The sequence below is a fragment of the Enterobacter sp. BNK-8 genome (assembly GCF_048685095.1).
GTDB classification, from domain to species: domain Bacteria; phylum Pseudomonadota; class Gammaproteobacteria; order Enterobacterales; family Enterobacteriaceae; genus Enterobacter; species Enterobacter quasiroggenkampii.
Genome location: NZ_JBLQTN010000001.1, coordinates 1576827 through 1601952 on the forward strand (window position 1 = coordinate 1576827; position 25126 = coordinate 1601952).

Here is a 25126-nt window from a genome sequence, read left to right on the forward strand (position 1 = left end):
CTGAAATGGTGCGTCCGAGTGGACTCGAACCACCGACCCCCACCATGTCAAGGTGGTGCTCTAACCAACTGAGCTACGGACGCAGAATGGTGCGTTCAATTGGACTCGAACCAACGACCCCCACCATGTCAAGGTGGTGCTCTAACCAACTGAGCTATGAACGCAACGTGTTGTCGGTGACAACGGGGACGAATATTAGCGGCACAGCACCGAGGTGGCAAGAGGGAAAATGCAATTTTCTCTCTGATTTCACGCGATTGCTGTATTACCGCGCAAAGTGAAGAGAAAGTAGCCGCCGGGTGGCGGCTACTGCGTATTTAACGTGCAGCGCGTTGCAAAATGATCGTGGATGGCTGGCGCTGCAGGAAGCGCATGCGCATCATCATCATAATCGCCGCCGACGTCAGGCCGATGATAAAGCCCATCCAGAACCCCGCCGGTCCCATGCGGTCCACCACCAGGTCGGTCAGGGCCAGAATATACCCACACGGCAGACCCAGCACCCAGTAGGCGATGAAGGTGATAAAGAAAATGGAGCGCGTGTCTTTATAGCCGCGCAGCACGCCGCTGCCAATCACCTGAATGGAGTCCGAAATCTGGTAAATCGCGGCCAGCAGCATCAGGTGCGATGCCAGCGTGACGACTTCCGGATTGTCGTTATAGAGCAGGGCAATTTGCTCGCGCAGCGCGACGGTAAAAAGCGCCGTGCAAATGGCCATGCAGACGCCGACGCCCAGTCCGGTGCGCGCGGCGGTTTGCGCATCCAGCGTCGAGCCTTGTCCCAGGCGGAAGCCCACGCGGATCGTCACTGCCGCAGCCAGCGACATCGGCAGGACGAACATCAGGGAGCTGAAGTTCAGCGCAATCTGGTGCCCGGCGACGTTCACAATGCCCAGCGGGGAGACCAGCAGGGCGACCACGGCAAACAGGGTCACCTCAAAGAACAGCGCAAGGGCAATCGGCAACCCTAGCTGCACCAGACGCGTCATGATGCTCCAGTCCGGCGTGCTGAATCTGTTCTCGTTACGAATATCGCGCATTGAGCGGGCGCGCTTCACGAAGGTAAGCATCGAGAAGAACATGACCCAGTAAACGGCTGCCGTTGCCACGCCGCAGCCGACGCCGCCCAACTCCGGCATCCCGAAATGACCGTAAATAAAGACATAGTTAACCGGGATGTTGACCAGCAGCCCGATAAAACCCATCACCATGCCGGGCTTGGTTTTCGCCAGGCCTTCACACTGGTTACGCGCCACCTGGAAAAAGAGGTAGCCCGGCGCGCCCCAGAGCAGCGCGCGCAGATAGCCCACGGCTTTGTCCGCCAGCGCCGGGTCAATATTATGCATAGCGCGAATGATATGGCCCGCGTTCCAGAGCACCACCATGATCAGCACGGAGACAAACCCTGCCAGCCAGAAACCCTGGCGAACCTGATGGGCGATGCGCTCGCGACGGCCCGAGCCATTGAGCTGAGCGATAACAGGCGTGAGCGCGAGCAGCAGACCGTGACCGAACAGGATGGCCGGAAGCCAGATTGACGTGCCGATAGCCACGGCCGCCATGTCGGTGGCGCTGTAGCCACCTGCCATTACCGTATCCACAAATCCCATTGCGGTCTGGGCCACTTGCGCGACGATCACTGGTATAGCCAGTGCCAATAACTGGCGCGCTTCATTCATGTACTTCTGCACGTGAACACCTTTATTTTGTAGTTATTTGAGAGACTAAAAAAGCCGCCGAAACGGGCAGCAAGAAGAAAATGCAGGGGGGTGCCAGCTATTGTAGCGGGCTTTAGCTATTTATCTAGTGAAAAAATCGCCAGAAAATGCGCTCCGCTGGCAACCTGTTTTTCCAACTGTTATTGTGGAGGGATTAAACGGTGTCATCACCGTTCGGAAAAAACAGGAGTTGTAAGCATGTTTACTGGTATTGTGCAGGGCACTGCCAAAGTGGTGTCCATTGATGAAAAACCTAATTTCCGTACTCATGTTGTTGAGCTGCCGGAATATATGCTTGAGGGTATCGAAACCGGCGCCTCGATTGCCCATAACGGCTGCTGCCTGACCGTGACCGAAATTAACGGCAACCAGATTAGCTTTGATTTAATGAAAGAGACGCTGCGGATCACTAACCTGGGCGAGCTGGTGGTAGGCGATACCGTCAACGTTGAGCGCGCGGCGAAGTTCAGCGATGAGATTGGCGGTCACCTGATGTCGGGGCATATCATGACCACTGCCGAAGTGGCGAAAATTGTGACCTCGGAAAATAACCGTCAAATCTGGTTTAAAATGCAGGACCCGTCATTAATGAAATACATCCTCTATAAAGGATTTATTGGCATTGACGGGATTAGCCTGACCGTGGGAGAAGTGACGCCAACGCGTTTTTGCGTGCATTTAATTCCTGAAACGCTGCAGCGCACTACGCTGGGCGCCAAAAAACTGGGGCATCGCGTGAATATCGAAATCGATCCGCAAACCCAGGCGGTGGTGGATACGGTTGAACGCGTGCTGGCAGCTAAAGAAGGCGCAATAATAAAGACCGCAGAAGAAGAATAAAAAATAACCCCGGCTATCCGGGGTTATTTTTTTAGCGTGCGACACGCAGTCCGTGTTCAATCCCCCGGCTGAATACCACCTGCCAGAGCTGAATATCCCGTGCGCGAAACGCCCCCGCGCAGGCATTCAGATAATAGCTAAACATCCGTTTGAATCGTTCTGAATAGTTGTCCGCAATCTCGGGCCAGGCTTTCTGGAAACGTTCATGCCACGCCATTAAGGTGGTGTCGTAGTCCGCGCCAAAGTTATGCCAGTCTTCCATCACGAAATGGGATTCACTGGCGTTGGCGATCTGGCGAACGGACGGTAAACAGCCATTCGGAAAGATGTATTTATTGATCCACGGGTCAACGTTATTGTCGGTCCGCTTAGAGCCGATGGTGTGCAGCAGGAAGAGCCCGTCCGGTTTCAGATTACGATCCACCACCTCAAAGTAGGTATCGTAGTTTTTTGGCCCCACGTGCTCGAACATGCCGACGGAAACGATCCGGTCGAACTGCTCGTTCAGGTCGCGGTAGTCCTGCAGCCGGATATCCACATCGAGACCCTGGCAGCGCTCTCGCGCCATTTTTTGCTGTTCCGCTGAGATCGTCACGCCGACCACGCTGACGCCATAGTGCTTCGCCATAAAATACGCCAGCCCGCCCCAGCCGCAGCCGATATCCAGCACGCGCATGCCGGGCTGTAGCTGCAGCTTTTCACTGATCAGACGCAGCTTGGCCTGCTGTGCTTCCTCAAGCGTCGACGCGTCTTTCCAGTAGGCGCAGGAGTATTGCATGAAAGGGTCCAGCATGCGGCTGAACAGGTCATTGCCGAGATCGTAATGCTCTTTGCCGACGATCCAGGCGCGTTTTTTACTTTGCAAGTTAAACAGTCGGGCAGAGGCGACACGCAGGGTGTCTTTCAGATTGCGGGGGAGTTGATTTTCCAGACCGGCACGCAACACGCTGGCAAAAAAGATATCCAGCCGTTCACATTCCCACCAGCCGTCCATATAACTTTCTCCCAGGCCTAACGACCCTTCCCGCAACACGCGTTTAAAAAAGTCGGGATGTTTAACCTGGGGATCGGATGGCGAAGATCCGTTGATAGTGATGCCTGCTCGACCTAACAGTTCACTGACGATCCGGGACCAGTTGTCGTCCGGAACGCTGACTTCTTCTATACACGATGAACTCATAGCTTCTCCATCACCCTGATGTGATCAGAACCTTCAAACAGCGTAGACGCTTTTTTTGGTTTGTGAGAAATCTCACGGTAAATACCGCGAGGCTAGTATCCGACGTAGAACAGAGGAAGGGAGATAACCCTTGCCGAAATGCCTTCCATGGTAAAACGGGAGCACTCCGGCTCCCGTTAACACTTAATATTTATCGTATTTAATCGAACCAAATTTAGTATAGGCCTCAAAATTTGGTGATTCAATAGAAAATTGTTAGCAACCTAATCACTGAAATGTAACATGATTTCTGGCGCAATCAGGCATGCGAGGTTTCCACCTGCGCACCGCTATCCTGCTCACGCTGCGCGGACGCCTGCATGCGGTAACCCAATACCGCCAGCGCAACGGTGACCAGCATCACGCTGGTGGTGGTCAAAAGCGGCGTCGCAATCAGCGCCGAGACCACCAGGCTTGCCAGGAAGCACAGACCCAGCTGAAGGGTATTTTGCAGCGCGGCGGCGCGGCCTGTCGCCTGCGGGAACGGACGTAACGCCTGTGCCACCACGATCGGGTAAATCGCCCCGTTCGCCACGGCCATCACGCAGAAGGGAATCAAAATTTCAGCCAGGCCCGCGCCCGGAATAAACCCGACGGCCCAGGTACCGATGACGCTCAGCGCATAGAGCACCAGCAGCCATGGCAGCATCTGCTGACCTTCCCATTTTTGCAGCGCTGCGCGGCAGCCGTACCCGCCCACCAGGAACGCGATGGTCTGCGGAACATAGCTTAGACCGATGGCCGCCGGGCTGTAGCCCATATCGTGCAGAATAAACGGCGAGCCGGTGAGCCACGCGAAGAAGCTGGCCGAACAGGCGGCATAAATCAGGACATTCCCGCGATACGCCTTGGCGCTCAGCAGGGAGATGAAGGTAATCGGCTTCGCGTCGGCATGCGCCTCTTTTTTATGCGCGGGCTTAAGGGCAAACGCCGGCAGCATCAGCACCAGCGTGATAGCAAACAGCGTGGCAAAAATGGCCTGCCAGTCAAAGTGTGCGAGGATCCAGCTGCCCAGCAGCGGAGCCAGGGCAGGGGAAAGACCCACCAGCGGCATAATAGTGGCGAAAATACGGTTTGTGCGGTTAGCCGGATAGTAGTCGGTCACCAGCGCCTGCCAGGTCACCGCCGCAGCACAGACGCCCACGGCCTGAATAAAGCGCAGCACCAGTAGCCAGGTAGCATCGCGCACCCACAACATCCCCAGGCAGCCCACGGCAAAAATGGCCAGACCCAGCAGCAGTACCGGTTTACGGCCAAAGCGATCCGAGAGCGGTCCCCACAGGAGCTGCGCGAAAGCAAAACCGGCAAGGAACAGGCTCAGGCTGGCGCTGATGGCCGCCGCAGGGGTTTGCAGGTCTTCCTGCATCGCGGCAAACGCGGGCAGGTACATGTCGGTGGCCAAAAAGCCCAGCACGCTTAAGCCGCCGAGCCAGACTAAAAATCCTTTCCTGGGTTGCATTCTCTTATTCTCCTGAGGAGGCAGGTGTACGTTGGCGCAGAGTGTAGGGAGTGCAAAGCGGCTTGTGAAACGCTAATATTTGGCGGGTGCATTCAAATTTTTTGCAGGCAGAAAATGTGGTCAGATTATTCTCTTGAAGTGGTCGATGCTGTTGCGCGTAACGGCAGCTTTAGCGGTGCAGCGCAGGAGTTGCACCGCGTCCCTTCGGCCATTAGCTACACGGTGCGTCAGCTTGAGGAGTGGCTGGCGGTTCCGCTGTTTGAACGGCGGCATCGCGACGTGGAATTAACGCCCGCAGGCGCGTGGTTTTTGAAGGAAGGGCGTTCTGTTATCAAAAAAATGCAGATCACCCGCGAACAGTGCCAGCAGATCGCCAACGGCTGGCGGGGACATCTCTCCATCGCGGTGGATAACATCGTGAAGCCGGAACGCACCCGGCAGATGATCGTGGATTTCTATCGTCATTTCTCCGACGTTGAGCTGCGGGTCTCGCAGGAGGTGTTCAACGGGGTGTGGGATGCGCTGGCGGACGGCAGGGCGGAGATGGCGATTGGCGCGACGCAGGCGATCCCGGTCGGGGGACGTTACGCCTTTCGCGACATGGGGATGCTGAGCTGGAAATGCGTGGTGGCACGCGATCATCCCCTGGCGACGATGGACGGGCCGCTGAGCGACGATACGCTGCGTAACTGGCCCTCGCTGGTGCTGGAGGATACGTCCCGTTCACTGCCCAAGCGTATCACCTGGCTTCTGGACAACCAGCGGCGAGTGGTAGCCCCTGACTGGGAATCGTCGGCGACGTGCCTCAGCGCCGGGCTGTGCGTCGCGATGGTGCCCGTTCATTTTGCGCGTCCGCGCATCGATACCGGAGAATGGGTTGAACTGACGCTGGAGAATCCGTTCCCGGACGCGGCCTGCTGCCTGACCTGGCAACAAAATGATGTCTCGCCCGCCATGGCCTGGCTGCTGGATTATCTGGGGGACAGCGAAACGCTAAACCGGGAATGGTTACGGGAGCCAGCGTAGCTGGCCCCGTCAAGGGATTAACGACGGTAGTCGCGGAACGGACCATCCGCAACGGAACGGCGTTCAATCAGGCGTGGGTGAACTTCAATGGACTGCGACTCTTCGCGTTTGTTGACGATTCTGTCCAACAGCATATTGAAGGCCGTTTCGCCCAGCGAATCTTTTGGCTGGTGAATGGTTGTCAGCGCCGGGGTGAAGAAGCGCGCGTTACGCACGTTGTCATACCCGATCACGGAAATATCCTGCGGTACGCGCAGACCCAGCTCATCGGCGGCGCAGAGCGCACCCATGGCCATGATGTCACCCCCGCAGAAAACGGCGGTCGGGCGGTGCGGCTGGGAAACGATCTGCTGCATTGCGCGATAGCCTGATTCCGGCTCAAAGTCGCCCTGCACGATCCAGTTTTCCGGCACGGTGATCAGCGCTTCTTCCATCGCTTTCATAAAACCGGCCAGACGGCCCGCGCCGGTGTTACGCTCCAGCGGACCCTGGATCACGCCAATTTCGCGGTGACCGCGTTCGATCAGGTAACGACCCGCCATGTAACCGCCTTCAAAGGCGTTGTCGATAACGGAGTCGGTGAAGTCCGCGCGCGCTTCACCCCAGTCCATGACCACCATGGGGATATGGCGATACTCTTCAAGCATCGACAGCACGGATTCCGGGTACTCGGAACACATCACCAGCAGGCCATCCACGCGCTTCTGCGCCATCATCGACAGGTAGGCACGCTGTTTTTCTATGCTGTTCCATGCGTTGCCCAGAATCAGGGTATAGCCTTTCTGGAAGCAGTTCTTCTCTACCGCTTCAATGATCTCGGCAAAATAGGCCGCTTCACTGCTGGTGGCCAGCAATCCAATGGATTTGGTGTGATTAACCTTGAGGCTGCGCGCAACCGCACTTGGCGAATAGTGCAGCTCTTTGATCGCTGCCCAGACGGCGTTGCGGGTCTCTTCCGCCACGAAGCGGGTTTTGTTAATTACATGTGATACGGTTGTAGTGGAAACGTTTGCGCGTTTTGCTACGTCTTTAATTGTTGCCATTAAATGTCACTCCAGACCATATCCTAAACTCCTGAAAAACTTGAAGGTAAACGTTTGCCTTCTCTCACCCTTATCACGCAATCTTGAATTGCGGCACGCCGGGAAAACGACACGGGACGTCAGGAGGGGGTCAATGGCCGGTACGCTAATAAATTTAGCGTGGAATTTTGTCCTATCTTGATGAAAAGGGGAAGAGGTAAAGTGTTTATCAGCCTAAATCCAGGAAGATTTTTGACGTAAATTATGCAAAAATGAGCAGGCTCACTTTTCGTGGGGGGATTAAAAGGAGAAAAATTGATGAGTTCCGATCTGAAGTTTTCGCTGTTCACCACCGTTGTTGTGCTGGCTCTGATTGTCGCGGCGGGTCTGACGGCCGCGCTGCACTGATTTACACGGAGGGAGAGCCTTCTCCCTCCCGCTCACCCCGATTGTTACTCCTAAGGCAAAAATCTTTTGCCATTTTGTTAACTTCTCATTTTTTGTGATTGATGTCATGCTTTCCGCTTCTTTGTTCTGTGTCACCACATGACACGGCATCCGGAGTTGACGCATGAAAATCAATTTTCCCCTGCTGGCCCTGGCGATTGGCGCTTTTGGGATTGGCACCACTGAATTCTCCCCGATGGGGTTACTGCCCGTCATCGCCCGCGGCGTGGACGTCTCGATCCCTGCGGCAGGCATGTTAATCAGCGCCTACGCTATTGGCGTGATGGTGGGGGCGCCGCTGATGACGCTTCTCCTTTCGCACCGCGCGCGCCGCAATGCGCTCATTTTCCTGATGGCGATTTTCACCCTCGGTAACGTGCTTTCGGCCATTTCGCCGGACTACACCACGCTGATGCTGTCGCGTATTCTGACCAGCCTCAACCACGGCGCGTTCTTTGGGCTCGGGTCGGTTGTGGCGGCAAGTGTGGTGCCAAAACATAAGCAGGCCAGCGCCGTGGCCACCATGTTTATGGGCCTGACCATTGCTAACATCGGCGGCGTTCCTGCGGCAACCTGGCTGGGCGAGGTCATTGGCTGGAGGATGTCCTTCCTGGCGACGGCCGGACTGGGCGTCGTCGCGATGGTGGCGTTGTTCTTCTCCCTGCCAAAAGGCAGCGCAGGTGAACGCCCTGACGTACGCAGAGAGCTATCGGTGCTGGTGCGCCCGCAGGTGCTCTCTGCGCTGCTGACCACCGTGCTGGGGGCAGGGGCGATGTTTACCCTCTACACCTATATTTCACCTGTGCTGCATGACATCACCCACGCAACGCCTCTCTTTGTGACCGCGATGCTGGTGCTGATTGGCGTGGGCTTCTCGATTGGCAACTATCTCGGCGGGAAATTTGCCGACCGTTCGGTGAGCGGAACGCTGAAGGGGTTCTTAACGCTGCTGATTGTTATCATGATCGCCATTCCGTGGCTGGCGCGTAACGAGTTTGGCGCCGCGGTGGCGATGGTCGTCTGGGGGGCTGCAACGTTCGCTGTGGTGCCACCGCTGCAGATGCGCGTGATGCGCGTCGCGCATGAAGCGCCGGGCCTCTCATCCTCGGTCAATATTGGTGCCTTCAATCTGGGCAATGCGCTCGGTGCGGCGGCCGGTGGGGCCGTGATTTCTGGTGGGCTGGGGTACAGTTTTGTGCCGGTGATGGGGGCGATTATTGCCGCGCTCGGCCTGCTGCTGGTGATGATGTCGGGTCGTAAACAGCCAGAAGCAGCCTGCGCTGCGGAATAAACCAAAAACGCAGAAGGGCGAACCCTTCTGCGTGTCTCTTACGCGGCGAAGTTCTTCGCCACAAAGTCCCAGTTAACCAGTGCCCAGAAGTGCTCCAGGTAGTTAGGGCGCGCGTTACGGTAATCGATGTAGTAAGCGTGTTCCCATACGTCCACGGTCATCAGCGGCTTCGCGCTGGTGGTCAGCGGGGTGCCTGCGTTAGAGGTAGACACGATAGCCAGTTTGCCATCCGCCTCTTTGACCAGCCACGTCCAGCCTGAACCGAAGTTCTTGATGGCGGCATCGGTAAACTTCGCTTTGAATTCCGCGAAGCTGCCAAAGGCGGCGTTAATGGCGGTAGCCAGTTCACCGGCAGGTTCGCCACCGGCATTCGGCGCCAGGCAGTGCCAGTAGAAGGTGTGGTTCCACACCTGAGCGGCGTTGTTGAATACGCCACCATCAGAACTGCGCACGATCTCTTCCAGCGTTTTGCCTTCAAAATCGGTGCCCTTGATCAGGTTGTTCAGGTTGGTGACGTACGTCTGGTGATGCTTGCCGTAGTGATATTCCAGGGTTTCCGCAGAAATGTGCGGGGCCAGGGCGTCTTTTGCATACGGTAGTGCAGGTAATTCGAACGACATTGCTTCTCTCCTTATTGTATTTTGTGTTGTCAATAACCACAAAGACAACAAGGACAGGATAGCAAATTGAAAGGGTATGCAAAAGAGGAACTTACCCTGCCACGGGGGTGGCAGGGCAGGGGTTAGCGAATGGTTTTCGGCGTCATCACGCGGCGTGCGCCGACGTAATGGCGTACCCAGTAGTCTTCACTGAGAGAGGTGATCTGAATATCCTGGCCGCTACGCGGTGACTGGATGAATTTTCCGTTGCCGACATAGACGCCAACGTGGTCAGCCGTCCCGCGGCCCTGCGTGCGGAAGAAGACCAGATCGCCGTTCTCCAGCTCTCCACGGTTGACCGGGGACGCGTCGCGCAGGTGGTACATTTCGTTGGCGGTGCGCGGAATGCGGAACTTGACCAGATCTTTATAGGCGTAATAGACGAGGCCGCTGCAGTCAAAACCGGTACGCGGCGAAGTCCCGCCCCAGTGATAAGGTTTGCCAATCTGCCCCATCAGCTTGTTCATTGCGGTTTTTTGCGCTTTCTGGACGCGTACTTTATGCACTTCCGCTATTTTAGTGACCTTGGTGCATTTCGCCTTATGGCCTTTACGCGCGATGCATTTTTCAGTCACGAGGTTAGCGGCGGTTTGCGAAGCTTTACTTTTGGCGGTGTGGGCAGTGCGGGAAGAAGTGGTTTTCGTCTTGCTGGAAGCGGTTTTTTTAGTCTGTGTGTTTGTCTTTTTCTTGTCGTTCTTAGCGGTGGTTTTTTTCTTACGTTCTGTGGCTTTCACCAGATGGTTTTTTTGTACAGCAGAATGCCGCGCCTGCTGAGAGGCGTTTGCCACTGGCGTGAAAGTGAGTGAAGTAAACAGTAAAGCACAGAGCGTGATCGAGATTTTATTTATCCGCGCCACTGGGCAGTCCCCTGATAAATGCAGGTCATCAATAATACCCGCGTGTGATTTACAAAGCCCGTCGATTCTAATCCATAAAAAGCCAGAAAGTTAATACCATTTTTCAATCTCTAATCCTGTTTCGTTAGCAAGTGCAAAAAAATTCATCGTTCTGTCGTACATTTGCCCATTCCCTAAGCAAAACCCTGGCCGTCGCAGGGGTAAACACCATTTGCAATGCAACTTTTCGTGACTCGGAGTAGAATGTCTATACGTGACAAAAATGTTATTTTCCGATGCCAGTCTGAACCGCTACAATGTCAGACGAATGCCGTAACAGAAGTTAAAGGAAGCAAGACATGAGCACCACTATTGAAAAAATCCAGCGCCAGATCGCTGAAAACCCGATTCTGCTGTATATGAAAGGTTCTCCAAAGCTGCCAAGCTGCGGCTTCTCCGCGCAAGCGGTTCAGGCGCTGTCTGCCTGTGGTGAGCGTTTTGCTTACGTTGATATCCTGCAGAACCCGGACATCCGCGCTGAGCTGCCGAAGTACGCGAACTGGCCGACGTTCCCACAGCTGTGGGTAGACGGTGAACTGGTTGGCGGTTGCGATATTCTGATTGAAATGTATCAGCGCGGTGAACTGCAGCAGCTGATCAAAGAAACCGCGGCGAAGTACAAAACGGAAGAGCCGGACGCAGAGTAATTTTCTGCGGAAATAAAAAAGCGACCTGCTATGGGGTCGCTTTTTTTGTCGGGTGGTGCTGCGCTTATCCGACCTACGATTGGCGCTCGGCCTCATCACCCATCGGCAGCGGCCAGCCGCCCAGACGCTTCCAGCGGTTGACGATCTCACAGAACAGCTCTGCGGTACGCTCGGTGTCATACAGCGCGGAGTGTGCCTGCGTGCCGTCGAACGGAATGCCAGCCGTAATACAGGCCTTTGACAACACCGTTTGTCCCAGCGCCAGGCCGCTCAGCGCGGCGGTGTCGAAGGTGACAAAAGGGTGGAAGGGGTTGCGTTTGAGCGACGCGCGCTCCGCGGCAGCCATGGTAAAGCTGTGATCGAAGGTGGCGTTATGGGCCACCATAATGGCGCGGCTGCAGTTGCTCTCTTTCATGCCTTTACGCACCATTTTAAAAATGGCGTGCAGCGCGTCATATTCACTGACGGCACCGCGCAGCGGGTTATGCGGATCGATACCGTTAAACGCCAGCGCTTCCGGCTGTAAGTTTGCCCCTTCGAAAGGTTCAACGTGGAAATGCAGCGTGGTGTCCGGTGTAAGCCAGCCCTGTTCATCCATCTTCAGCGTGATGGCGGCAATTTCGAGCAGCGCATCGGTTTTAGCGTTAAATCCGGCTGTTTCTACATCAATGACAACGGGATAAAAACCACGAAAACGGTCGCACAGACCGCTAAATTGAGCGTTATCGGACATCAGGGTCTCTTACATGGGGAAAAAGCAGAGCGCATTATGGCAAATTTTGCGGGGTGATGCAGTAAAACTACGGGCGCACGTTGCGCCCTGAGGGATCAGTTGCCCAGACCGCGACCGGCGTCTTTGGCTTCAATCAGCTCGATTTTGTAACCGTCCGGATCTTCCACAAACGCAATCACGGTGGTGCCGCCTTTTACCGGGCCCGCTTCGCGCGTGACGTTACCGCCATTTTTGCGAATGCGTTCGCACGCGTCGGCCGCGTTATCCACTTCCAGCGCGATATGGCCGTAGGCCGTGCCCAGCTCATAGCTGTCAACGCCCCAGTTGTAGGTCAGCTCGATCACGGCTTCATCCGTTTCCGGGCCGTAACCCACGAATGCCAGTGAGTATTTATATTCCGGGTTTTCGCTGGTGCGCAGCAGCTTCATGCCCAGGACGTTAGTGTAGAAATCGATAGAACGTTGCAGGTCGCCAACGCGCAGCATGGTGTGAAGTAGGCGCATAATTTCCTCATTAACCAATGGAATAAAAAAACTTTTTGATCAGAAACGATGTTTTAGTATAGCGGCGAACTGTCGCCGCTATCAATGAACAATGGCGAGATTACAGTGAAGGGTAGTCGGTGTAGCCTTCCGCGCCGCCGCCGTAGAAGCTTTCCGGACGCTGCGGGTTGAGTGCCGCTTTTTTCTGCAGGCGAGCAACCAGATCCGGGTTGGCGATGTAGTCGCGGCCAAACGCGACGGCATCGATCAGCCCTTTATTAATCAGATCTTCGGCTTTCTCAGGCGTATAGGCACCTGCACCGATGATCACCCCGTGGAAGCGCTCGCGCACTTTCTGGCGGAAGGCTTCAGTGTAAGGCTTACCGCCAGCCCAGTCAGGCTCAGACATGTGCAGATAGGCAATACCGCGTTTGGCCAGCTCTTCAATCAGATAGAGCGCATCCGCTTCCTCGTTCGGGCCGTTGTCGACGTTCTGGAAAGACCCGATTGGGGAGACGCGGATCCCGATACGGTCCGGGCTCCACTCCTTGCATACCGCATCCACCACTTCCAGCACCAGACGGGCGCGGTTTTCGACGCTGCCGCCGTACTGATCGGTGCGGTGGTTAGACGACGGTGACAGGAACTGGTGCAGCAGATAGCCATGCGCGGAGTGCAGCTCAATCAGGTCAAAGCCGGCTTCACGGGCGTTGGCCACGGCCTGACGGAAGTCGTTAACAATCCCCGGGATTTCGTCAAGCTCCAGCGCGCGCGGCATAGAGGTATCCACGCGGATCGCGTTGCCGTTTTCATCGCGCAGGGAAGTACGGGTATTGGCGCTCAGGGCTGACGCTGAGACCGGTGCCTGACCGCCAGGCTGGATGCTGCTGTGTGAGATACGACCGGTATGCCACAGCTGGACCGCAATACGGCCCTCTTCAGCATGAACGCCCGCGGTGATTTTCTGCCATGCCGCGATCTGTTCCGGGCTGTGAAGGCCCGGCGCACCGGCGTAACCTTTCGCCTGCGCAGAGATCTGCGTGGCTTCGGTGATGATCAGACCAGAGCTTGCGCGTTGACGATAGTATTCGCCCATCAGCGGGGTGGGGATGTCACCCGGCTCAATGCTGCGCAGACGGGTCAGCGGAGCCATGAACACGCGGTTTGGCGCCGTGACGGCACCCACTTTCAATGGGGTAAACAGTTTTTCAGCTGACATAAAGACTCCTGAGTAGACCAGTCGACTAGTAATAAGGTAAATAAAAAGCGCCCGTTATACGCCAGGCGCAGTAATGCTGTTTTTCACATGTGCCAGCGCGCTTTCCAGCGGCACGGCACTGCGCGAAATTTTTGCCTGCAGGTTGGCCCCTAACCAGAGGGAGTAGAGCACCTGAGACTGCATTAAGGGGTCGCCGGTAAAGGCCAGCGTTTTTTCGTCGCGGCCTTTTTCCAGCGCCTGGGCCAGCAGGGCGATCACGCCGCGGGCACCCTTATCCATCGCCGAGCGCATATCTTCGGAAAGATCGCACACCTCGGCAGACAGCTTGACTGTCAGGCATCCGCTGATAATGCCCTGCTGACAGAACTGGTTCAGCGTTTCCTGATAGTAGTTCAGAACACGATCCCGATAGTTTCCTTCACCCGACGCAAAGTGGGTGGCCAGACGCTGGTGGTATCCCGCGTAATGACGCTCCAGCATTGCCACACCAAAGGCCTCTTTGGACCGGAAGTAGTGATAAAACGACCCCTTCGGTACCTCAGCGGTTTTTAATAACTCGCTCAAACCCATACCGGTAAACCCGCGATGCATGCAAAGACGCTCGCCGGTTGCCAGTAGATGTTCGCGGGTATCGTGTTCAGTATTTCTGCTCATGGCCGCACTCTAATAGACCGTTCGGTCTAATGCAAGCGAGTTTATTGACGACATGCGTTCAGAATATCCAGCTGCTGTTGATAAACCGTTGATTTAACGTCCATCATACCCAATACGGTTGAGAATAAATTGTCCTGGGAGACCGCATTTTTTGCTGCATGGTCGCGTAAACACTGTTCATTGATGCCAAAGTTTTTCGCGTAGTCCGGTGACAGCCAGAACATAAACGGAATGTGCGTTTGCTGCTCCGGCGCCAGCATGTACGGCGTCCCGTGCAGATAAATGCCGCTTTCACCCAGTGACTCACCGTGATCCGAGAGATAAATCAGCGCGGTATTCATGCTTGCCTGGCGTGCTTTCAGGGCATCAATGGTTTTGCTGACCATGCTGTCGGTATACAGAATGGTGTTGTCATAGGTATTCATCAGCGCCTGATGATCGCAATCCTGAATCTCGTTGGTGTCGCAGGTTGGGGTGAATTTCCGGAAAGTGTCCGGGTAACGGCGATAGTACGCCGGACCGTGGCTCCCCATCAGGTGGATAACCAGCACCGTGTCCTGCTTCAGACCATCCAGCACGTTGTCCAGACGATAGAAATTCACATCATCAATACAGGATTTGTCTTTGCAGAACTGATCCAGATTCCACTGCGTCATATCGGTATGCGGCACGCGATCGCAGGCACCTTTACAGCCGCCGTCGTTGTCACGCCAGAGCAGGTTGATCCCCGCATGCTTGAGCACATCGAGCAGACCTTCCTGATGGTGCGCCAGGTCGGCATCGTATTTGCTACGCGTCATGCCGGAGAACATGCACGGAACGGAAACGGCGGTTTCAGTGCCGCATGAGGAGGCCTGCGGGAAGTTAATCACATTCTGCTTTTTCAGCTCCGGGTTCGTTTCACGATCGTAACCATTCAGGGAGTAGTTCGCCGCGCGAGAGGCTTCCCCAACGACCAGTACCAGAACGGTTTTCTTTTGTTGACCTGAAATCAACGGTCCTTTATGGGCATCTTCGCCAATCCGTACCAGCGTTTGATCGCCGGCAAACCAGCGCATTTTGCTGTACTTCACCACGGCGCTGACATAGTTGGCCGGGGTCACCATTTTGACGATGCTTTTGTTGTTGCGAAACAGCGAGGCGTAATCTTTATAAAACACGGCGGCAATCAGGATAATCACCAGCAGAGCGCCAAGCATCGCGGCAACGCGCGTCAGCAGGGCATACCACCATTTCCCGGTACGAATGCGGGTCAGCGCCAGCACCACGGAAGGCACGAGGCCAGCAATAACAATCCACAGAATCATCTGCGGCGTCACCAGGGCTGTCGCTTCCTGAGAGTTGGTTTCGAACACGTTCACAATCATGTTCTGATCGATCACCGCGCCGTAGGTGTACATAAAGTAGGTTGCCGCGGCGCATCCGATCGTCAATACAATCAGCAGCGGCTTGCGGATATAGGGGATATTCAGCAGGCTAAACACAATCACCCAGCCGCAAAACAGCACCAGCGGTACGGACGCGGCAAAGAGGATGTCGTGCAGGTGCGCAGGGGCAATAATGGCCCAACTGCGCTGGATAAACAGCCCGTTGATAAGCGTAAAGAAGAGTGCACAGCCCAGAGTAAATTTAATATCGTTACATTGTAACTTTTTGATTAACCACATCGATCGGTAAACCTGTCATTGTCATGATGGGCCGAGTATAAAGAGGGAAGATTAGTGAAACCTTAATGCCACAAATCTGTGGTATAGGCCTTGCACGTGGCGCGTTTAGCGTCTTCACTGTAGGTGAGAGTGGTTATCCGGAGGTGAGTGTGGCAGAGCAGCTGGAGTTTTTCCCCATCCAGAGCCCGTGCCGGGGGATTTGTCAGGTGGATGAACGCGGATATTGCCGCGGGTGCATGCGTACCCGCGACGAGCGTTTCAACTGGCAAAACTTCAGCGACACGCAAAAGCAGGAGGTGCTACGCCTCTGCCGACAGCGTCTTCTGCGCAAAATACGCGCAAACAAAGCCGGTGAGACCGAAGAACCCCAGCAACCTTCACTTTTTTAACACGGTAATTGCGTATACTCATGACATCACGTCCTTGAGGAAAATGTTATGGTTCAGCGAATTACCCTTGCCCCCCAGGGGCCAGAATTCTCCCGTTTTGTGATGGGCTACTGGCGCCTGATGGACTGGAATATGTCCCCCCTCCAGCTGGCGAGCTTTATTGAAGAGCATATCGATCTGGGCGTAACCACGGTCGACCATGCGGACATTTACGGTGGCTATCAGTGTGAAGCCGCATTCGGCGAGGCGCTCAAGCTGGTTCCGGCACTCCGCGACCGCATGGAAATTGTCACGAAGTGCGGGATTGCCACCACGGCAAAACCGAAACACGCCCTTGGGCATTACATCACCGACAGCGCGCATATCATCAAGAGCGCTGAGCAGTCGCTGGTCAATCTGGCGACCGACCGTATCGACCTGCTGTTAATCCACCGTCCGGATCCGCTCATGGATGCCGATGAGGTGGCAGAAGCCTTCCTGAACCTGCATCAGAGCGGCAAAGTGCGTCACTTTGGCGTTTCCAACTTTACCCCGGCGCAGTTTGCACTGCTTCAGTCTCGCCTGCCGTTTACCCTGGCCACCAATCAGGTGGAGATCTCCCCGGTACACCAGCCGCTGCTGCTGGACGGTACCCTCGACCAGCTGCAACAGCTGCGTATTCGCCCGATGGCCTGGTCGTGCCTGGGAGGCGGACGCCTGTTTAATGATGATGAATTCCAGCCGCTGCGCAACGAACTGGACACTATCGCCCGCGAGCTGAACGCGGAGAGCATCGAACAGGTGGTTTACGCCTGGATCCTGCGTCTGCCGTCAAAACCGCTGCCCATTATTGGTTCTGGCAAAATAGAACGCGTGCGTTCTGCACTGGCCGCTGAAGAGCTGCAGATGACCCGCCAGCAGTGGTTCCGCATCCGCAAAGCCGCGCTGGGTTACGACGTGCCATAAACCGCCAGAAGGTGACTTTCCGGTGAAATCTTTGCCCCTGGTATACACTTAAGGGGCAAAAAATAACCAGCGGAGGTCATATGAAGCGTTTTGCTCTGGCAATGGTCGCGCTGGTTGTTTGCGCAGGGGCGCAGGCAGCCAGCGACGAAGTGGAAATGAATCTCGTCACCTCTCAGGGGGTGGGTCAGTCCATCGGTACGGTGAAAATCACGGAAACCGACAAAGGGCTGGAGTTCGCTCCCAACCTCAAAGCACTCCCTCCCGGTGAGCATGGTTTCCATGTTCACGCCAAAGGCAGCTGTCAGCCCGCATTAAAAGAGGGTAAAGCGTCAGCGGCGGAAGCGGCAGGGGGGCACCTGGATCCCCAGCATACCGGCAAGCATGAGGGCCCGGATGGAATGGGACACCTGGGCGATCTGCCCGTGCTGGTGGTCAATAACGACGGTAAAGCCACCGATCCCGTTGTCGCGCCGCGTCTGAAAAAGCTGGATGAGGTAAAAGGTAAAGCGCTAATGATTCATGTCGGCGGCGACAATATGTCCGATCAGCCTAAACCGCTTGGCGGCGGCGGGGCGCGTTATGCCTGCGGCGTGATCTGATCCCCAATGGTACCCGGCGGTGGTGCTTGCTCCAGCTGCGACAGCGAGCAGTGCAGCCGCCAGATTATCGAGGCCAAATCACGGGCGGCGGGGAGATGATGTCGTGCAAGCGTATCGCAGATCCGCTGTAGTTCATTCAGCGTGGTTGCCAGCGGTCGCTGCTGGACACCGCGTTCGCTCATCACATCGCGCAGCAGAGAGATGCATACATCGCGAACCTGCGACAGCGGATCGGAACGTGTTTCCCACCCGCGAAGCTGCCAGACCACGTGCGAACAGTTCAACAGCACCACGCCCCAGCGCAGCAGCCAGCGCCGGGAAAGCGCGTCCTGGCTGTTATTGAGCTGGCTCACGTGATGATAAACCAGCGATTCATACTCGTTTTCACGAAGATGCGGTTTACGGCTGAGCTGGTCCACAAACCCCCGGCGTAACTCCCGGATATGCCTGCGGCTTTTGCGAGCATCGGAGCCGGGGCGCAACACTGCGAAAGCCAGCCACGCCAGCCCCACGCCAAGGATTTTCGCCAGGTTGTCATTAAGAAAATCGGCGTAATCATAAACCGGCGGATTGGTCACGGAGATAAACGAGCCCATAAAGACAATCAACTGTCCCCAGAGGCCCGCCTGTTTTGGCATTTGCAGCTTGAGTAGCTGCATGGTGGTCAACAGCGGAAACAGAAACAGCAGGAACTGCCACAGATCGCTTATCTGCACCATCAGGCCAAACTTCACCACAAAACTGAACAACGACAGCAGCACCAGGGTGCGTAGCAGGAGCGTCAGCGAGTTGAACGGCGAGGCCGCGACGGAGTAAAGCACGCAACTGATGGCAGCAAGCGTCAGGGCCGCCGTACCGGACTCCCACTGCGTGGTGATGCTCCACGCCCCCACCAGCGTCAGCGCGCAGAAGGTGCGAAAACCGCTCCACAGCGCTTCCAGGTAGTCGGTATGGCGGGCGAGAGCCGGACTCCCGGGCACGTTGAACTCCGTGACCGGCGTGGCATTCTCAACCGCGTTAATCCAGCGGCTGCTGCGCAGGTAGAGTCGGCAAAAGTAATTCAGACGCTGCCAGAAGGCGCGATGGCGATAGTCGTACTCATCAACCGGGGCGAGCGGGGCGATGATCTTCGCAACGGTGTAGATGTCCGCATCCGGGCGCGCGAGAGCAGCGAGCAGCGTTTCGATGACGGCACGGGTGTTTTCCGGCGGTGTCGGCCAGTTGAGCAGCATTCTGCGCAGGCTGGAGATGGCGCTGGTCATACGCAGTTGCTGGTGCAGTAAATAATTTAGCAGGGTGTTCTGACGACGAAAGCGGTAGTGGCTCCAGAACGCCTGAATACGCAACAGATTCATCGTCAGGATCTGTCCGATCACCTTTTCATGCGCGAGGCGGATCTCATCGCTGGTATCCGGTTGCCATAGAAGGCTCGCGTGCTCAAGCAGCCGGGTGTGCATGGTCTTGAGGGCAGTGATAAGCGCGGTGCCGTCGGAGGTGCTGGGGAGGATCATCATCATGAAGCCACCGCTGAGGATCCCGACAATGACTTCACAGACGCGCGCCTGCGCGATATCCCACAGTTCGGTGGTGTCGAGCACGTTCACCACCGGGAAGGCGATAATGGCGGCGGTATAGCCCGCCAGCTGGAAAGCATAGGCGACGTTATTGGTAAAATGGGCGCAGGCCCAGGTACAGCACCCCAGCCACGCCGCCATGCTCAGCAGGAACATCCACGGATCGTTCAGCGTATGGCCGGCGATAATTAACGCCGCCGTCGCGCCCAGCAGGCTGCCGGCGATGCGCCCAAGGCTCTTACTGATCACCCCGCCGACCGTAGGAAAACTCACCACCGCGGCAGAGGTCATTGCCCAGTAGGGTTCATCCAGGTTCAGGTAATAGGCGACGGTCAGCGCCAGACACATGGCAATGCCGTTACGCATCGCGTAGCGCCACTGAGGGCGCGTCGCTTTGATCCACGGCGTGTTTTGCCAGGAGAGTGCCGGCAGCTTCATCACCGGTTTCCGATGGAGACAGTACAGGTGGTGCCGGAGACCAGCGTGATGTCCTGCGGTAAATGGTCAAACTCCACGCGAACCGGCACGCGCTGAGCGAGACGCACCCAGGGCACGTTCGGCTTGATGTCCGGCACCAGGCCGGAATCCGTTTCGACGCTTTGATCGTAAATGGCGCGGCCAATGCTGGATACGTGACCCTGTAACTTCTGCGAGCCACTGTAAAGCGTAATGGCGGCGGGCGATCCCTCGCGAATATGGCGAAGCTTGGTCTCTTCAAAATAGCCCACCACGTAGAAGGAGTGGCTGTCGACGAGGGCAAAAACGGGTTGGCCCGTGGTGGCATAATTCCCCACGCGAGTGGAAAGGTTGGTGACCCACCCGTCAACCGGCGCGGTAATCACCGTTTGGGTCAGCTCCCACTGGGCCTGCTTCAGCGTGGCTTCGGCCACGTTGACGCTCGCCTGCATGGCCTTCACGTTGATGTTGGCAGTGTCTAAATCTTCCGCTGAGATGTAATTTTGCGATAAATGCCGGCGGCGGTTGGCCTCGTTATTCGCTTTCGCTAAGTCTGACTGGGCTTTTGCCAGCTGCGCCTCGGCGTTCAGAATCGCGATGTGGTACGGGGTATCGTCGATCCGGAAGAGTACCTCACCCTTTTTGACGTACTGGTTATCCTTAACGAGCAGCGTCGTGATGCTTCCCGACACCTGCGGGGTGATGCTGACCTGTTCAGCGCGAATTTTGCCGTCACGGGTCCAGGGGGACTGCATATAAAAATTCCACATCCACCAGCCTGCAACCAGTGCGAGGGCGAGAACAAAGAGGGTGGAAAAGTACTTCAGCGTTTTCAGAGGCATAGTCACCACACCATCAAAACAGCAAGGCCCAGACATACGGAGAGGGCAAACAGGGAAAGATCCATCAGCATGGGATGCCAGATTTCGCCGGAGTACATCCAGTCGCGAAGCAGACGATGCGCGATGAGCCAGAGAATAAAGCCCACCAGCACGGCCTTAAACAGGGGAGGAAAGTAGACTGACGCACCGAAGATCAGATCCTGAAGGGGTAACCCCTCTGAGCGATGAAAAAACGTCACGGGCAGAAATCCTTTGCAGTGAACAGAATGCCGCGTTGGCTTGTCTTAGCATGATGAAGCATCACAATTCAGTGTAAGTCATACTTTTAAGTTCGATGAATGCAGTATTGCATTTGTTTTGGCAATACAAATGCTGCACACTATTCTAAAATCAGTATAATAACTTAGCAAGCTAATTATAAGGAGATGAAATTGGAATCGCCATTAGGTTCTGATCTGGCAAGGTTGGTACGCGTCTGGCGTGCTCTGATTGACCATCGCCTGAAACCTCTGGAATTAACACAGACGCATTGGGTCACGCTGCACAACATTCATCAGCTGCCGCCCGATCAGTCACAAATTCAGCTGGCAAAAGCGATAGGCATTGAGCAACCGTCGCTGGTGCGCACGCTTGATCAGCTGGAAGAGAAGGGGTTGATCTCCCGACAAACCTGCGCCAGCGATCGTCGTGCTAAGCGGATTAAACTCACTGAGAAAGCGGCGCCTATCATCACCGAAATGGAAGCCGTCATCACCAAAACGCGCGGTGAAATCCTCTCAGGCGTTTCACCGGCGGAGCTGGAAATGCTCATCAGCCTCATTGCTCGCCTTGAGCAAAATATCCATGAGCTGCAGTCTCGCGACTGATAAACACGAAGGCCTTGCACCAGCAAGGCCTTTTTTTTACTTAAAGACGACCACACGATTACGACCCGTCTCCTTCGCTTCATACATCGCCTTGTCGGCACTTTCCACGCACGCTTCTGCGGTTATCGTCGATGATGTTGCCGTAAACACCCCCATACTGATGGTGATGGGCTCCGGCAACTGACCGCCGCTGCTGGTTTTATCAAAGCTGCTTAGCTTCAGACGTATGCGCTCGGCCACCTGGTACGCGGAGTCTGACGACGTGTTGGCCAGCATCAGCACAAACTCCTCGCCGCCGATACGGGCCGCGATGTCCTGCGGGCGCACGGAATCCATCAGCAGGTTGGCGACAAACTGCAGGACTTTATCGCCCTGGAGATGCCCGTAGGTGTCGTTAATGCGCTTGAAGCGATCGAGATCGCTGACAATGACGGAAACGGGGCGGTTGGGTCTGGCAATATCCAGCGCCTGGTTTAACGATTCATAAAAATAGCTGCGGTTATAAAGGCGCGTGAGCGGATCGCGAATCGAGTTCTGATAGGACTGCTGATATTTTACGTGCGAGTCGCGATACAGTCTGAAGACATCGTAAAGCAGAACAAAAATAATCAGCAGCGTGGCGACAGTTTCAAATAACCGGGCGCGGTACCAGGAGATATCTTCGGCATGTCCAGCCGCTAACAGCATTGAAAGCGTGACGATATAGCAAACGCACAGAAAATTTCCGCCTACCCAGAATAAATTGCGCACGCGCGTGACAAACATCAGCGCTACTAATGTTATCACCCAGAAAACAATTAAAGAGATATTAATGCAATGGCTCCAGAGGACCATAAACTGCCGGGTTTCATTATCAACCAGGTCAATCGATAACAAGGGCGAGTGGCTGGAATATATCCAGGCCAGTCCCACGGCACAGGCGGTAAAAAGAGATGCCCCGCTCACAATTGAGATATGCGCCAGCCGTGAAAGAGGGTATTTGCGCATGGGATAGAGTATTGCCGCCACGATGAACAGCACCGCCATTAAAAAGTGGCGGAACATATAGTAGATCATCGCATCGTTGTAGTTCACGACGTTGAACTGATAGAGATCCAGCCAGGCGGGGAAGCTGGTCAGCGTTCCGACCATCAGCAATGCGGATCCGGCAAAGGCAAAGGCGATTGCGACCAGATACAACCGTCTTTTGTCACACCAGTATTTCATCGCCATAAAACAGGCAATAAACAGGTGAAACACCAGAAGAAAAATGGTGAGCGTAGGGAATAAAAGCGGTGAAAAGGACGGAACCCATTCAACGAGTTTTAAAAACAGCGCGTGTAATATCCCGATAACAACAAGGCAACCGAGACAGAACGCGATATAACGGCTCGGTAGAGCACGACGATTCGCAAGCATAGAATTTTTACAAATTATAATGAATAAAGAGAAGGTGATTGCGAAGAGTCTAATCAATTAGTGCAATAAATACTTTGCGCAGAAACAATATAAGGAGTGATTAATAATGGATCGGGTGAATGTATTTTGTAATTATATTTGTGAGAGTGATATATTTTGTAAATGGATGTGGCCCGAGGACCACATCCACTTTTAATTAACGTGGAGAAACGGTTACCTGGCTTCCGTTGCTCGCCAGTACAACGCGCTGGCCTGCAGAGAAGCGGGTGCTGCCCTGTTTCTGAACAACCATGATCGTGCTGCCATCGTCTTTACGAATTTCCAGCTCTACGCCCTGAGTTTTGTTCATCGCACCCTGAACGCCCTGGCCGGCTACGCCACCCGCAACGGCACCTGCGGCTGTCGCCAGAGAGCGTCCCGTACCACCACCGACGGTATTACCCAGGAAACCACCCAGAACGGCACCGCCGATTGCGCCCATCACGTTGTTTTCATCACCCCCCTGAATCTGTACAGGGCGTGCGTTAACAACGGTACCGTAAGTCACGTTCTGAACCTGTTTCGCTTCAGAAGCGCTGTAAACGTCGCCAGAAAGTGAACTGTCATTCACACAGCCAGCCAGAGTTAAACCAATCAGCGAAACGCCCAGTACACGTAAAATCATTTGAATCTCCTGTTCACCAAAAACGCCCGATTGGGGGCATCCGTTATGGCTAAATTATATGGCATAAGGAGCCATAGTTCATATCTTTGCACTAACAATAGGAAAATTGTACTTGAATTTGACTTAACGAGACATAAACAGGATCCGCCCGCGCTACCCGTCTGACATTGTTAAAAAATATTATTGCCGGATGGCAAAGCGACGCCGTTTATGGTTGAGTGGATATCCTTAGCCCACGCAACGTAAGGAAAGCGCATGAAATCGGGTCGCTACATTGGTGTGATGTCAGGCACCAGTCTGGATGGGGTAGATGTCGTTCTGGCCGCCATTGATGAAAACATGGTGGCACAGCAGGCGAGCCTGACCTGGCCAATCCCCATTTCACTGAAAGAGGATATTCTCAGTATCTGTCAGGGGCAGCAGCTGACCCTCTCCCAGCTTGGGCAGCTGGATGTCCGCCTCGGGGCGCTGTTTGCGGATGCGGTGCAGGCTTTAATGCAAAAAGAACATCTTCGCCCGCAGGATGTGGTCGCCATCGGGTGTCACGGACAAACGGTCTGGCATGAGCCCATCGGAGAGGCCCCGCACACTCTGCAAATCGGCGATAACAACCAGATTGTGGCGAAGACGGGCGTCACGGTGGTCGGCGATTTCCGTCGTCGCGATATTGCCCTTGGCGGACAGGGCGCCCCGCTGGTGCCCGCGTTTCATCAGGCGCTGCTGGCGCACCCTTCAGAACGGCGTATGGTGCTCAACATTGGTGGGATCGCCAATCTGTCGATGCTTATCCCGGGGCAGCCGGTCCGCGGCTACGATACCGGCCCGGGCAATATGTTAATGGATGCCTGGATCTGGCGACAGTGCGGTCAACCGTATGATAAAAACGCGGAGTGGGCGAGCGAGGGTAAGGTGATTATCCCGCTGTTGCAGTCCATGCTGAGCGATCCTTATTTTGCCTTACCGGCACCGAAAAGCACGGGGCGTGAATACTTCAACTTTGGCTGGCTTGAGCGCCAGCTGGCGTCATTCCCGGCACTCGCGCCGCAGGATGTTCAGGCGACGCTTGCCGAGCTTACGGCCGTGTCGATTTCCGAACAGGTGCTCCTCAGCGGCGGATGTGAACGCCTGCTGGTGTGCGGCGGGGGAAGCCGTAACCCGCTGGTGATGGCGCGTCTTGCCGGGCTGCTGCCGGGCACAGAAGTGTCGACGACCGATGAGGTCGGCATCAGCGGAGATGATATGGAGGCGCTGGCCTTCGCCTGGCTTGCCTGGCGCACCATTGCCGGGCTGCCGGGCAATTTACCGTCGGTAACCGGCGCGCGCGAGGCGAGCGTCCTTGGGGCGATTTTCCCGGCAAATCCGCGTCATAATCAGAGTTAACTGAAATTCAGCGCGGCGCGTCGTCGTTAAAATG

At 55.4% G+C, this 25126-nt stretch carries 26 protein-coding genes and 2 tRNA genes; 10 read left to right on the forward strand and 18 right to left on the reverse strand.

Annotated features, from left to right (window positions below):
- Positions 1-6: 6 nt before the first annotated feature.
- The 3 genes from ACMGGU_RS07605 to mdtK form a co-directional block, all read right to left on the reverse strand.
- Positions 7-83, reverse strand: a tRNA-Val gene (locus ACMGGU_RS07605).
- 4 nt (positions 84-87) lie between these two features.
- Positions 88-164 (reverse strand) — tRNA-Val (locus tag ACMGGU_RS07610).
- 153 nt (positions 165-317) lie between these two features.
- Positions 318-1691, reverse strand: coding sequence for an MdtK family multidrug efflux MATE transporter (mdtK, locus tag ACMGGU_RS07615; RefSeq protein ID WP_048030745.1), 1374 nt, complete (start codon positions 1689-1691; stop codon positions 318-320).
- Between the two features lie 225 nt (positions 1692-1916).
- Between mdtK and ACMGGU_RS07620 the strand changes: the two genes are divergently transcribed.
- On the forward strand, positions 1917-2558 hold the full coding sequence (locus tag ACMGGU_RS07620) for a riboflavin synthase subunit alpha (RefSeq protein WP_248276146.1): 642 nt from the start codon (positions 1917-1919) through the stop codon (positions 2556-2558).
- Positions 2559-2589: 31 nt separating this feature from the next.
- Here the strand turns inward: ACMGGU_RS07620 and cfa are convergent, their stop codons facing one another.
- Together cfa and punC are read right to left on the reverse strand one after the other, a co-directional pair.
- Positions 2590-3738 (reverse strand): cyclopropane fatty acyl phospholipid synthase, encoded by a 1149-nt coding sequence (gene cfa / locus ACMGGU_RS07625; RefSeq protein ID WP_008500601.1) that lies wholly within the window; start codon positions 3736-3738, stop codon positions 2590-2592.
- Between the two features lie 298 nt (positions 3739-4036).
- Positions 4037-5236: a purine nucleoside transporter PunC gene (gene punC / locus ACMGGU_RS07630; RefSeq protein ID WP_420300370.1), complete on the reverse strand. Its 1200-nt coding sequence runs from the start codon at positions 5234-5236 to the stop codon at positions 4037-4039.
- A gap of 114 nt (positions 5237-5350) precedes the next feature.
- Here punC and punR point away from each other — a divergent pair, with 114 nt between their 5' ends.
- Entirely contained in the window at positions 5351-6262 is a 912-nt protein-coding gene (punR, locus tag ACMGGU_RS07635) for a DNA-binding transcriptional activator PunR (protein ID WP_420300371.1), read from the forward strand.
- Between the two features lie 17 nt (positions 6263-6279).
- Here the strand turns inward: punR and purR are convergent, their stop codons facing one another.
- Positions 6280-7305, reverse strand: a complete 1026-nt coding sequence (gene purR / locus ACMGGU_RS07640; RefSeq protein WP_420300372.1) for an HTH-type transcriptional repressor PurR — start codon at positions 7303-7305, stop codon at positions 6280-6282.
- A 297-nt stretch (positions 7306-7602) separates the two neighbouring features.
- Between purR and ACMGGU_RS07645 the strand changes: the two genes are divergently transcribed.
- Positions 7603-7692 (forward strand): YnhF family membrane protein, encoded by a 90-nt coding sequence (locus ACMGGU_RS07645; protein WP_008500596.1) that lies wholly within the window; start codon positions 7603-7605, stop codon positions 7690-7692.
- A 163-nt stretch (positions 7693-7855) separates the two neighbouring features.
- Positions 7856-9022 (forward strand): MFS transporter, encoded by a 1167-nt coding sequence (locus ACMGGU_RS07650; protein ID WP_048030744.1) that lies wholly within the window; start codon positions 7856-7858, stop codon positions 9020-9022.
- Positions 9023-9060: 38 nt separating this feature from the next.
- On the opposite strand, the gene sodB is transcribed toward ACMGGU_RS07650, so the two are convergent.
- Together sodB and ACMGGU_RS07660 are read right to left on the reverse strand one after the other, a co-directional pair.
- A complete protein-coding gene (sodB, locus tag ACMGGU_RS07655) occupies positions 9061-9642 on the reverse strand; it encodes a superoxide dismutase [Fe] (RefSeq protein WP_420300373.1) in 582 nt (193 codons plus the stop codon).
- Positions 9643-9764: 122 nt separating this feature from the next.
- Positions 9765-10538 carry a C40 family peptidase gene (locus ACMGGU_RS07660; protein ID WP_023327204.1) on the reverse strand — a complete coding sequence of 258 codons (774 nt, stop codon included), beginning with the start codon at positions 10536-10538 and terminating at the stop codon, positions 9765-9767.
- 338 nt (positions 10539-10876) lie between these two features.
- Here ACMGGU_RS07660 and grxD point away from each other — a divergent pair, with 338 nt between their 5' ends.
- A complete protein-coding gene (gene grxD, locus ACMGGU_RS07665; protein ID WP_003832760.1) occupies positions 10877-11224 on the forward strand; it encodes a monothiol glutaredoxin 4 in 348 nt (115 codons plus the stop codon).
- Positions 11225-11297: 73 nt separating this feature from the next.
- Here the strand turns inward: grxD and rnt are convergent, their stop codons facing one another.
- The 5 genes from rnt to eptA all read right to left on the reverse strand — a co-directional run bounded on the left by rnt (position 11298) and on the right by eptA (position 15979).
- Positions 11298-11957: a ribonuclease T gene (rnt, locus tag ACMGGU_RS07670; protein ID WP_023618191.1), complete on the reverse strand. Its 660-nt coding sequence runs from the start codon at positions 11955-11957 to the stop codon at positions 11298-11300.
- 95 nt (positions 11958-12052) lie between these two features.
- Positions 12053-12460, reverse strand: coding sequence for a lactoylglutathione lyase (gene gloA / locus ACMGGU_RS07675; protein ID WP_008500591.1), 408 nt, complete (start codon positions 12458-12460; stop codon positions 12053-12055).
- Positions 12461-12560: 100 nt separating this feature from the next.
- Positions 12561-13658, reverse strand: a complete 1098-nt coding sequence (locus tag ACMGGU_RS07680) for an alkene reductase (RefSeq protein ID WP_039023853.1) — start codon at positions 13656-13658, stop codon at positions 12561-12563.
- Between the two features lie 54 nt (positions 13659-13712).
- Complete coding sequence (locus ACMGGU_RS07685; protein ID WP_008500589.1) at positions 13713-14312, reverse strand: TetR/AcrR family transcriptional regulator; 600 nt, start codon at positions 14310-14312, stop codon at positions 13713-13715.
- 41 nt (positions 14313-14353) lie between these two features.
- Complete coding sequence (gene eptA / locus ACMGGU_RS07690; RefSeq protein ID WP_420300374.1) at positions 14354-15979, reverse strand: phosphoethanolamine transferase EptA; 1626 nt, start codon at positions 15977-15979, stop codon at positions 14354-14356.
- Between the two features lie 149 nt (positions 15980-16128).
- On the opposite strand from eptA, the gene ACMGGU_RS07695 reads away from it, so the two are divergent.
- The 3 genes from ACMGGU_RS07695 (at position 16129) to sodC (ending at position 17912) form a co-directional block, all read left to right on the forward strand.
- On the forward strand, positions 16129-16368 hold the full coding sequence (locus ACMGGU_RS07695) for a DUF1289 domain-containing protein (RefSeq protein ID WP_008500587.1): 240 nt from the start codon (positions 16129-16131) through the stop codon (positions 16366-16368).
- Between the two features lie 48 nt (positions 16369-16416).
- Positions 16417-17313, forward strand: a complete 897-nt coding sequence (locus ACMGGU_RS07700; RefSeq protein WP_420300375.1) for an aldo/keto reductase — start codon at positions 16417-16419, stop codon at positions 17311-17313.
- A gap of 80 nt (positions 17314-17393) precedes the next feature.
- On the forward strand, positions 17394-17912 hold the full coding sequence (gene sodC, locus ACMGGU_RS07705) for a superoxide dismutase [Cu-Zn] SodC (protein WP_048030739.1): 519 nt from the start codon (positions 17394-17396) through the stop codon (positions 17910-17912).
- Here sodC and ACMGGU_RS07710 read toward each other — a convergent pair.
- Genes ACMGGU_RS07710 through ACMGGU_RS07720 form a run of 3 tightly spaced genes read right to left on the reverse strand, consistent with a single transcriptional unit; the run spans position 17891 to position 21023 of the window.
- A complete protein-coding gene (locus tag ACMGGU_RS07710; protein ID WP_420300376.1) occupies positions 17891-19924 on the reverse strand; it encodes an FUSC family protein in 2034 nt (677 codons plus the stop codon). The two genes, sodC and ACMGGU_RS07710, sit on opposite strands and share 22 nt — an antisense overlap.
- A complete protein-coding gene (locus tag ACMGGU_RS07715; protein ID WP_420300377.1) occupies positions 19924-20784 on the reverse strand; it encodes an efflux RND transporter periplasmic adaptor subunit in 861 nt (286 codons plus the stop codon). Before ACMGGU_RS07715 ends, ACMGGU_RS07710 begins: the two co-directional genes overlap by 1 nt.
- 2 nt (positions 20785-20786) lie before the next feature.
- On the reverse strand, positions 20787-21023 hold the full coding sequence (locus tag ACMGGU_RS07720) for a DUF1656 domain-containing protein (RefSeq protein WP_024909360.1): 237 nt from the start codon (positions 21021-21023) through the stop codon (positions 20787-20789).
- A gap of 186 nt (positions 21024-21209) precedes the next feature.
- Between ACMGGU_RS07720 and slyA the strand changes: the two genes are divergently transcribed.
- Positions 21210-21650: a transcriptional regulator SlyA gene (gene slyA / locus ACMGGU_RS07725; protein ID WP_021241135.1), complete on the forward strand. Its 441-nt coding sequence runs from the start codon at positions 21210-21212 to the stop codon at positions 21648-21650.
- Positions 21651-21686: 36 nt separating this feature from the next.
- Here the strand turns inward: slyA and ACMGGU_RS07730 are convergent, their stop codons facing one another.
- Together ACMGGU_RS07730 and slyB are read right to left on the reverse strand one after the other, a co-directional pair.
- Positions 21687-23048 (reverse strand): MASE4 domain-containing protein, encoded by a 1362-nt coding sequence (locus ACMGGU_RS07730; RefSeq protein ID WP_414746536.1) that lies wholly within the window; start codon positions 23046-23048, stop codon positions 21687-21689.
- A gap of 196 nt (positions 23049-23244) precedes the next feature.
- Positions 23245-23712 (reverse strand): outer membrane lipoprotein SlyB, encoded by a 468-nt coding sequence (gene slyB, locus ACMGGU_RS07735; RefSeq protein ID WP_008500578.1) that lies wholly within the window; start codon positions 23710-23712, stop codon positions 23245-23247.
- A 255-nt stretch (positions 23713-23967) separates the two neighbouring features.
- Between slyB and anmK the strand changes: the two genes are divergently transcribed.
- Positions 23968-25092, forward strand: coding sequence for an anhydro-N-acetylmuramic acid kinase (anmK, locus tag ACMGGU_RS07740; protein WP_420300378.1), 1125 nt, complete (start codon positions 23968-23970; stop codon positions 25090-25092).
- Positions 25093-25126 lie beyond the last annotated feature (34 nt).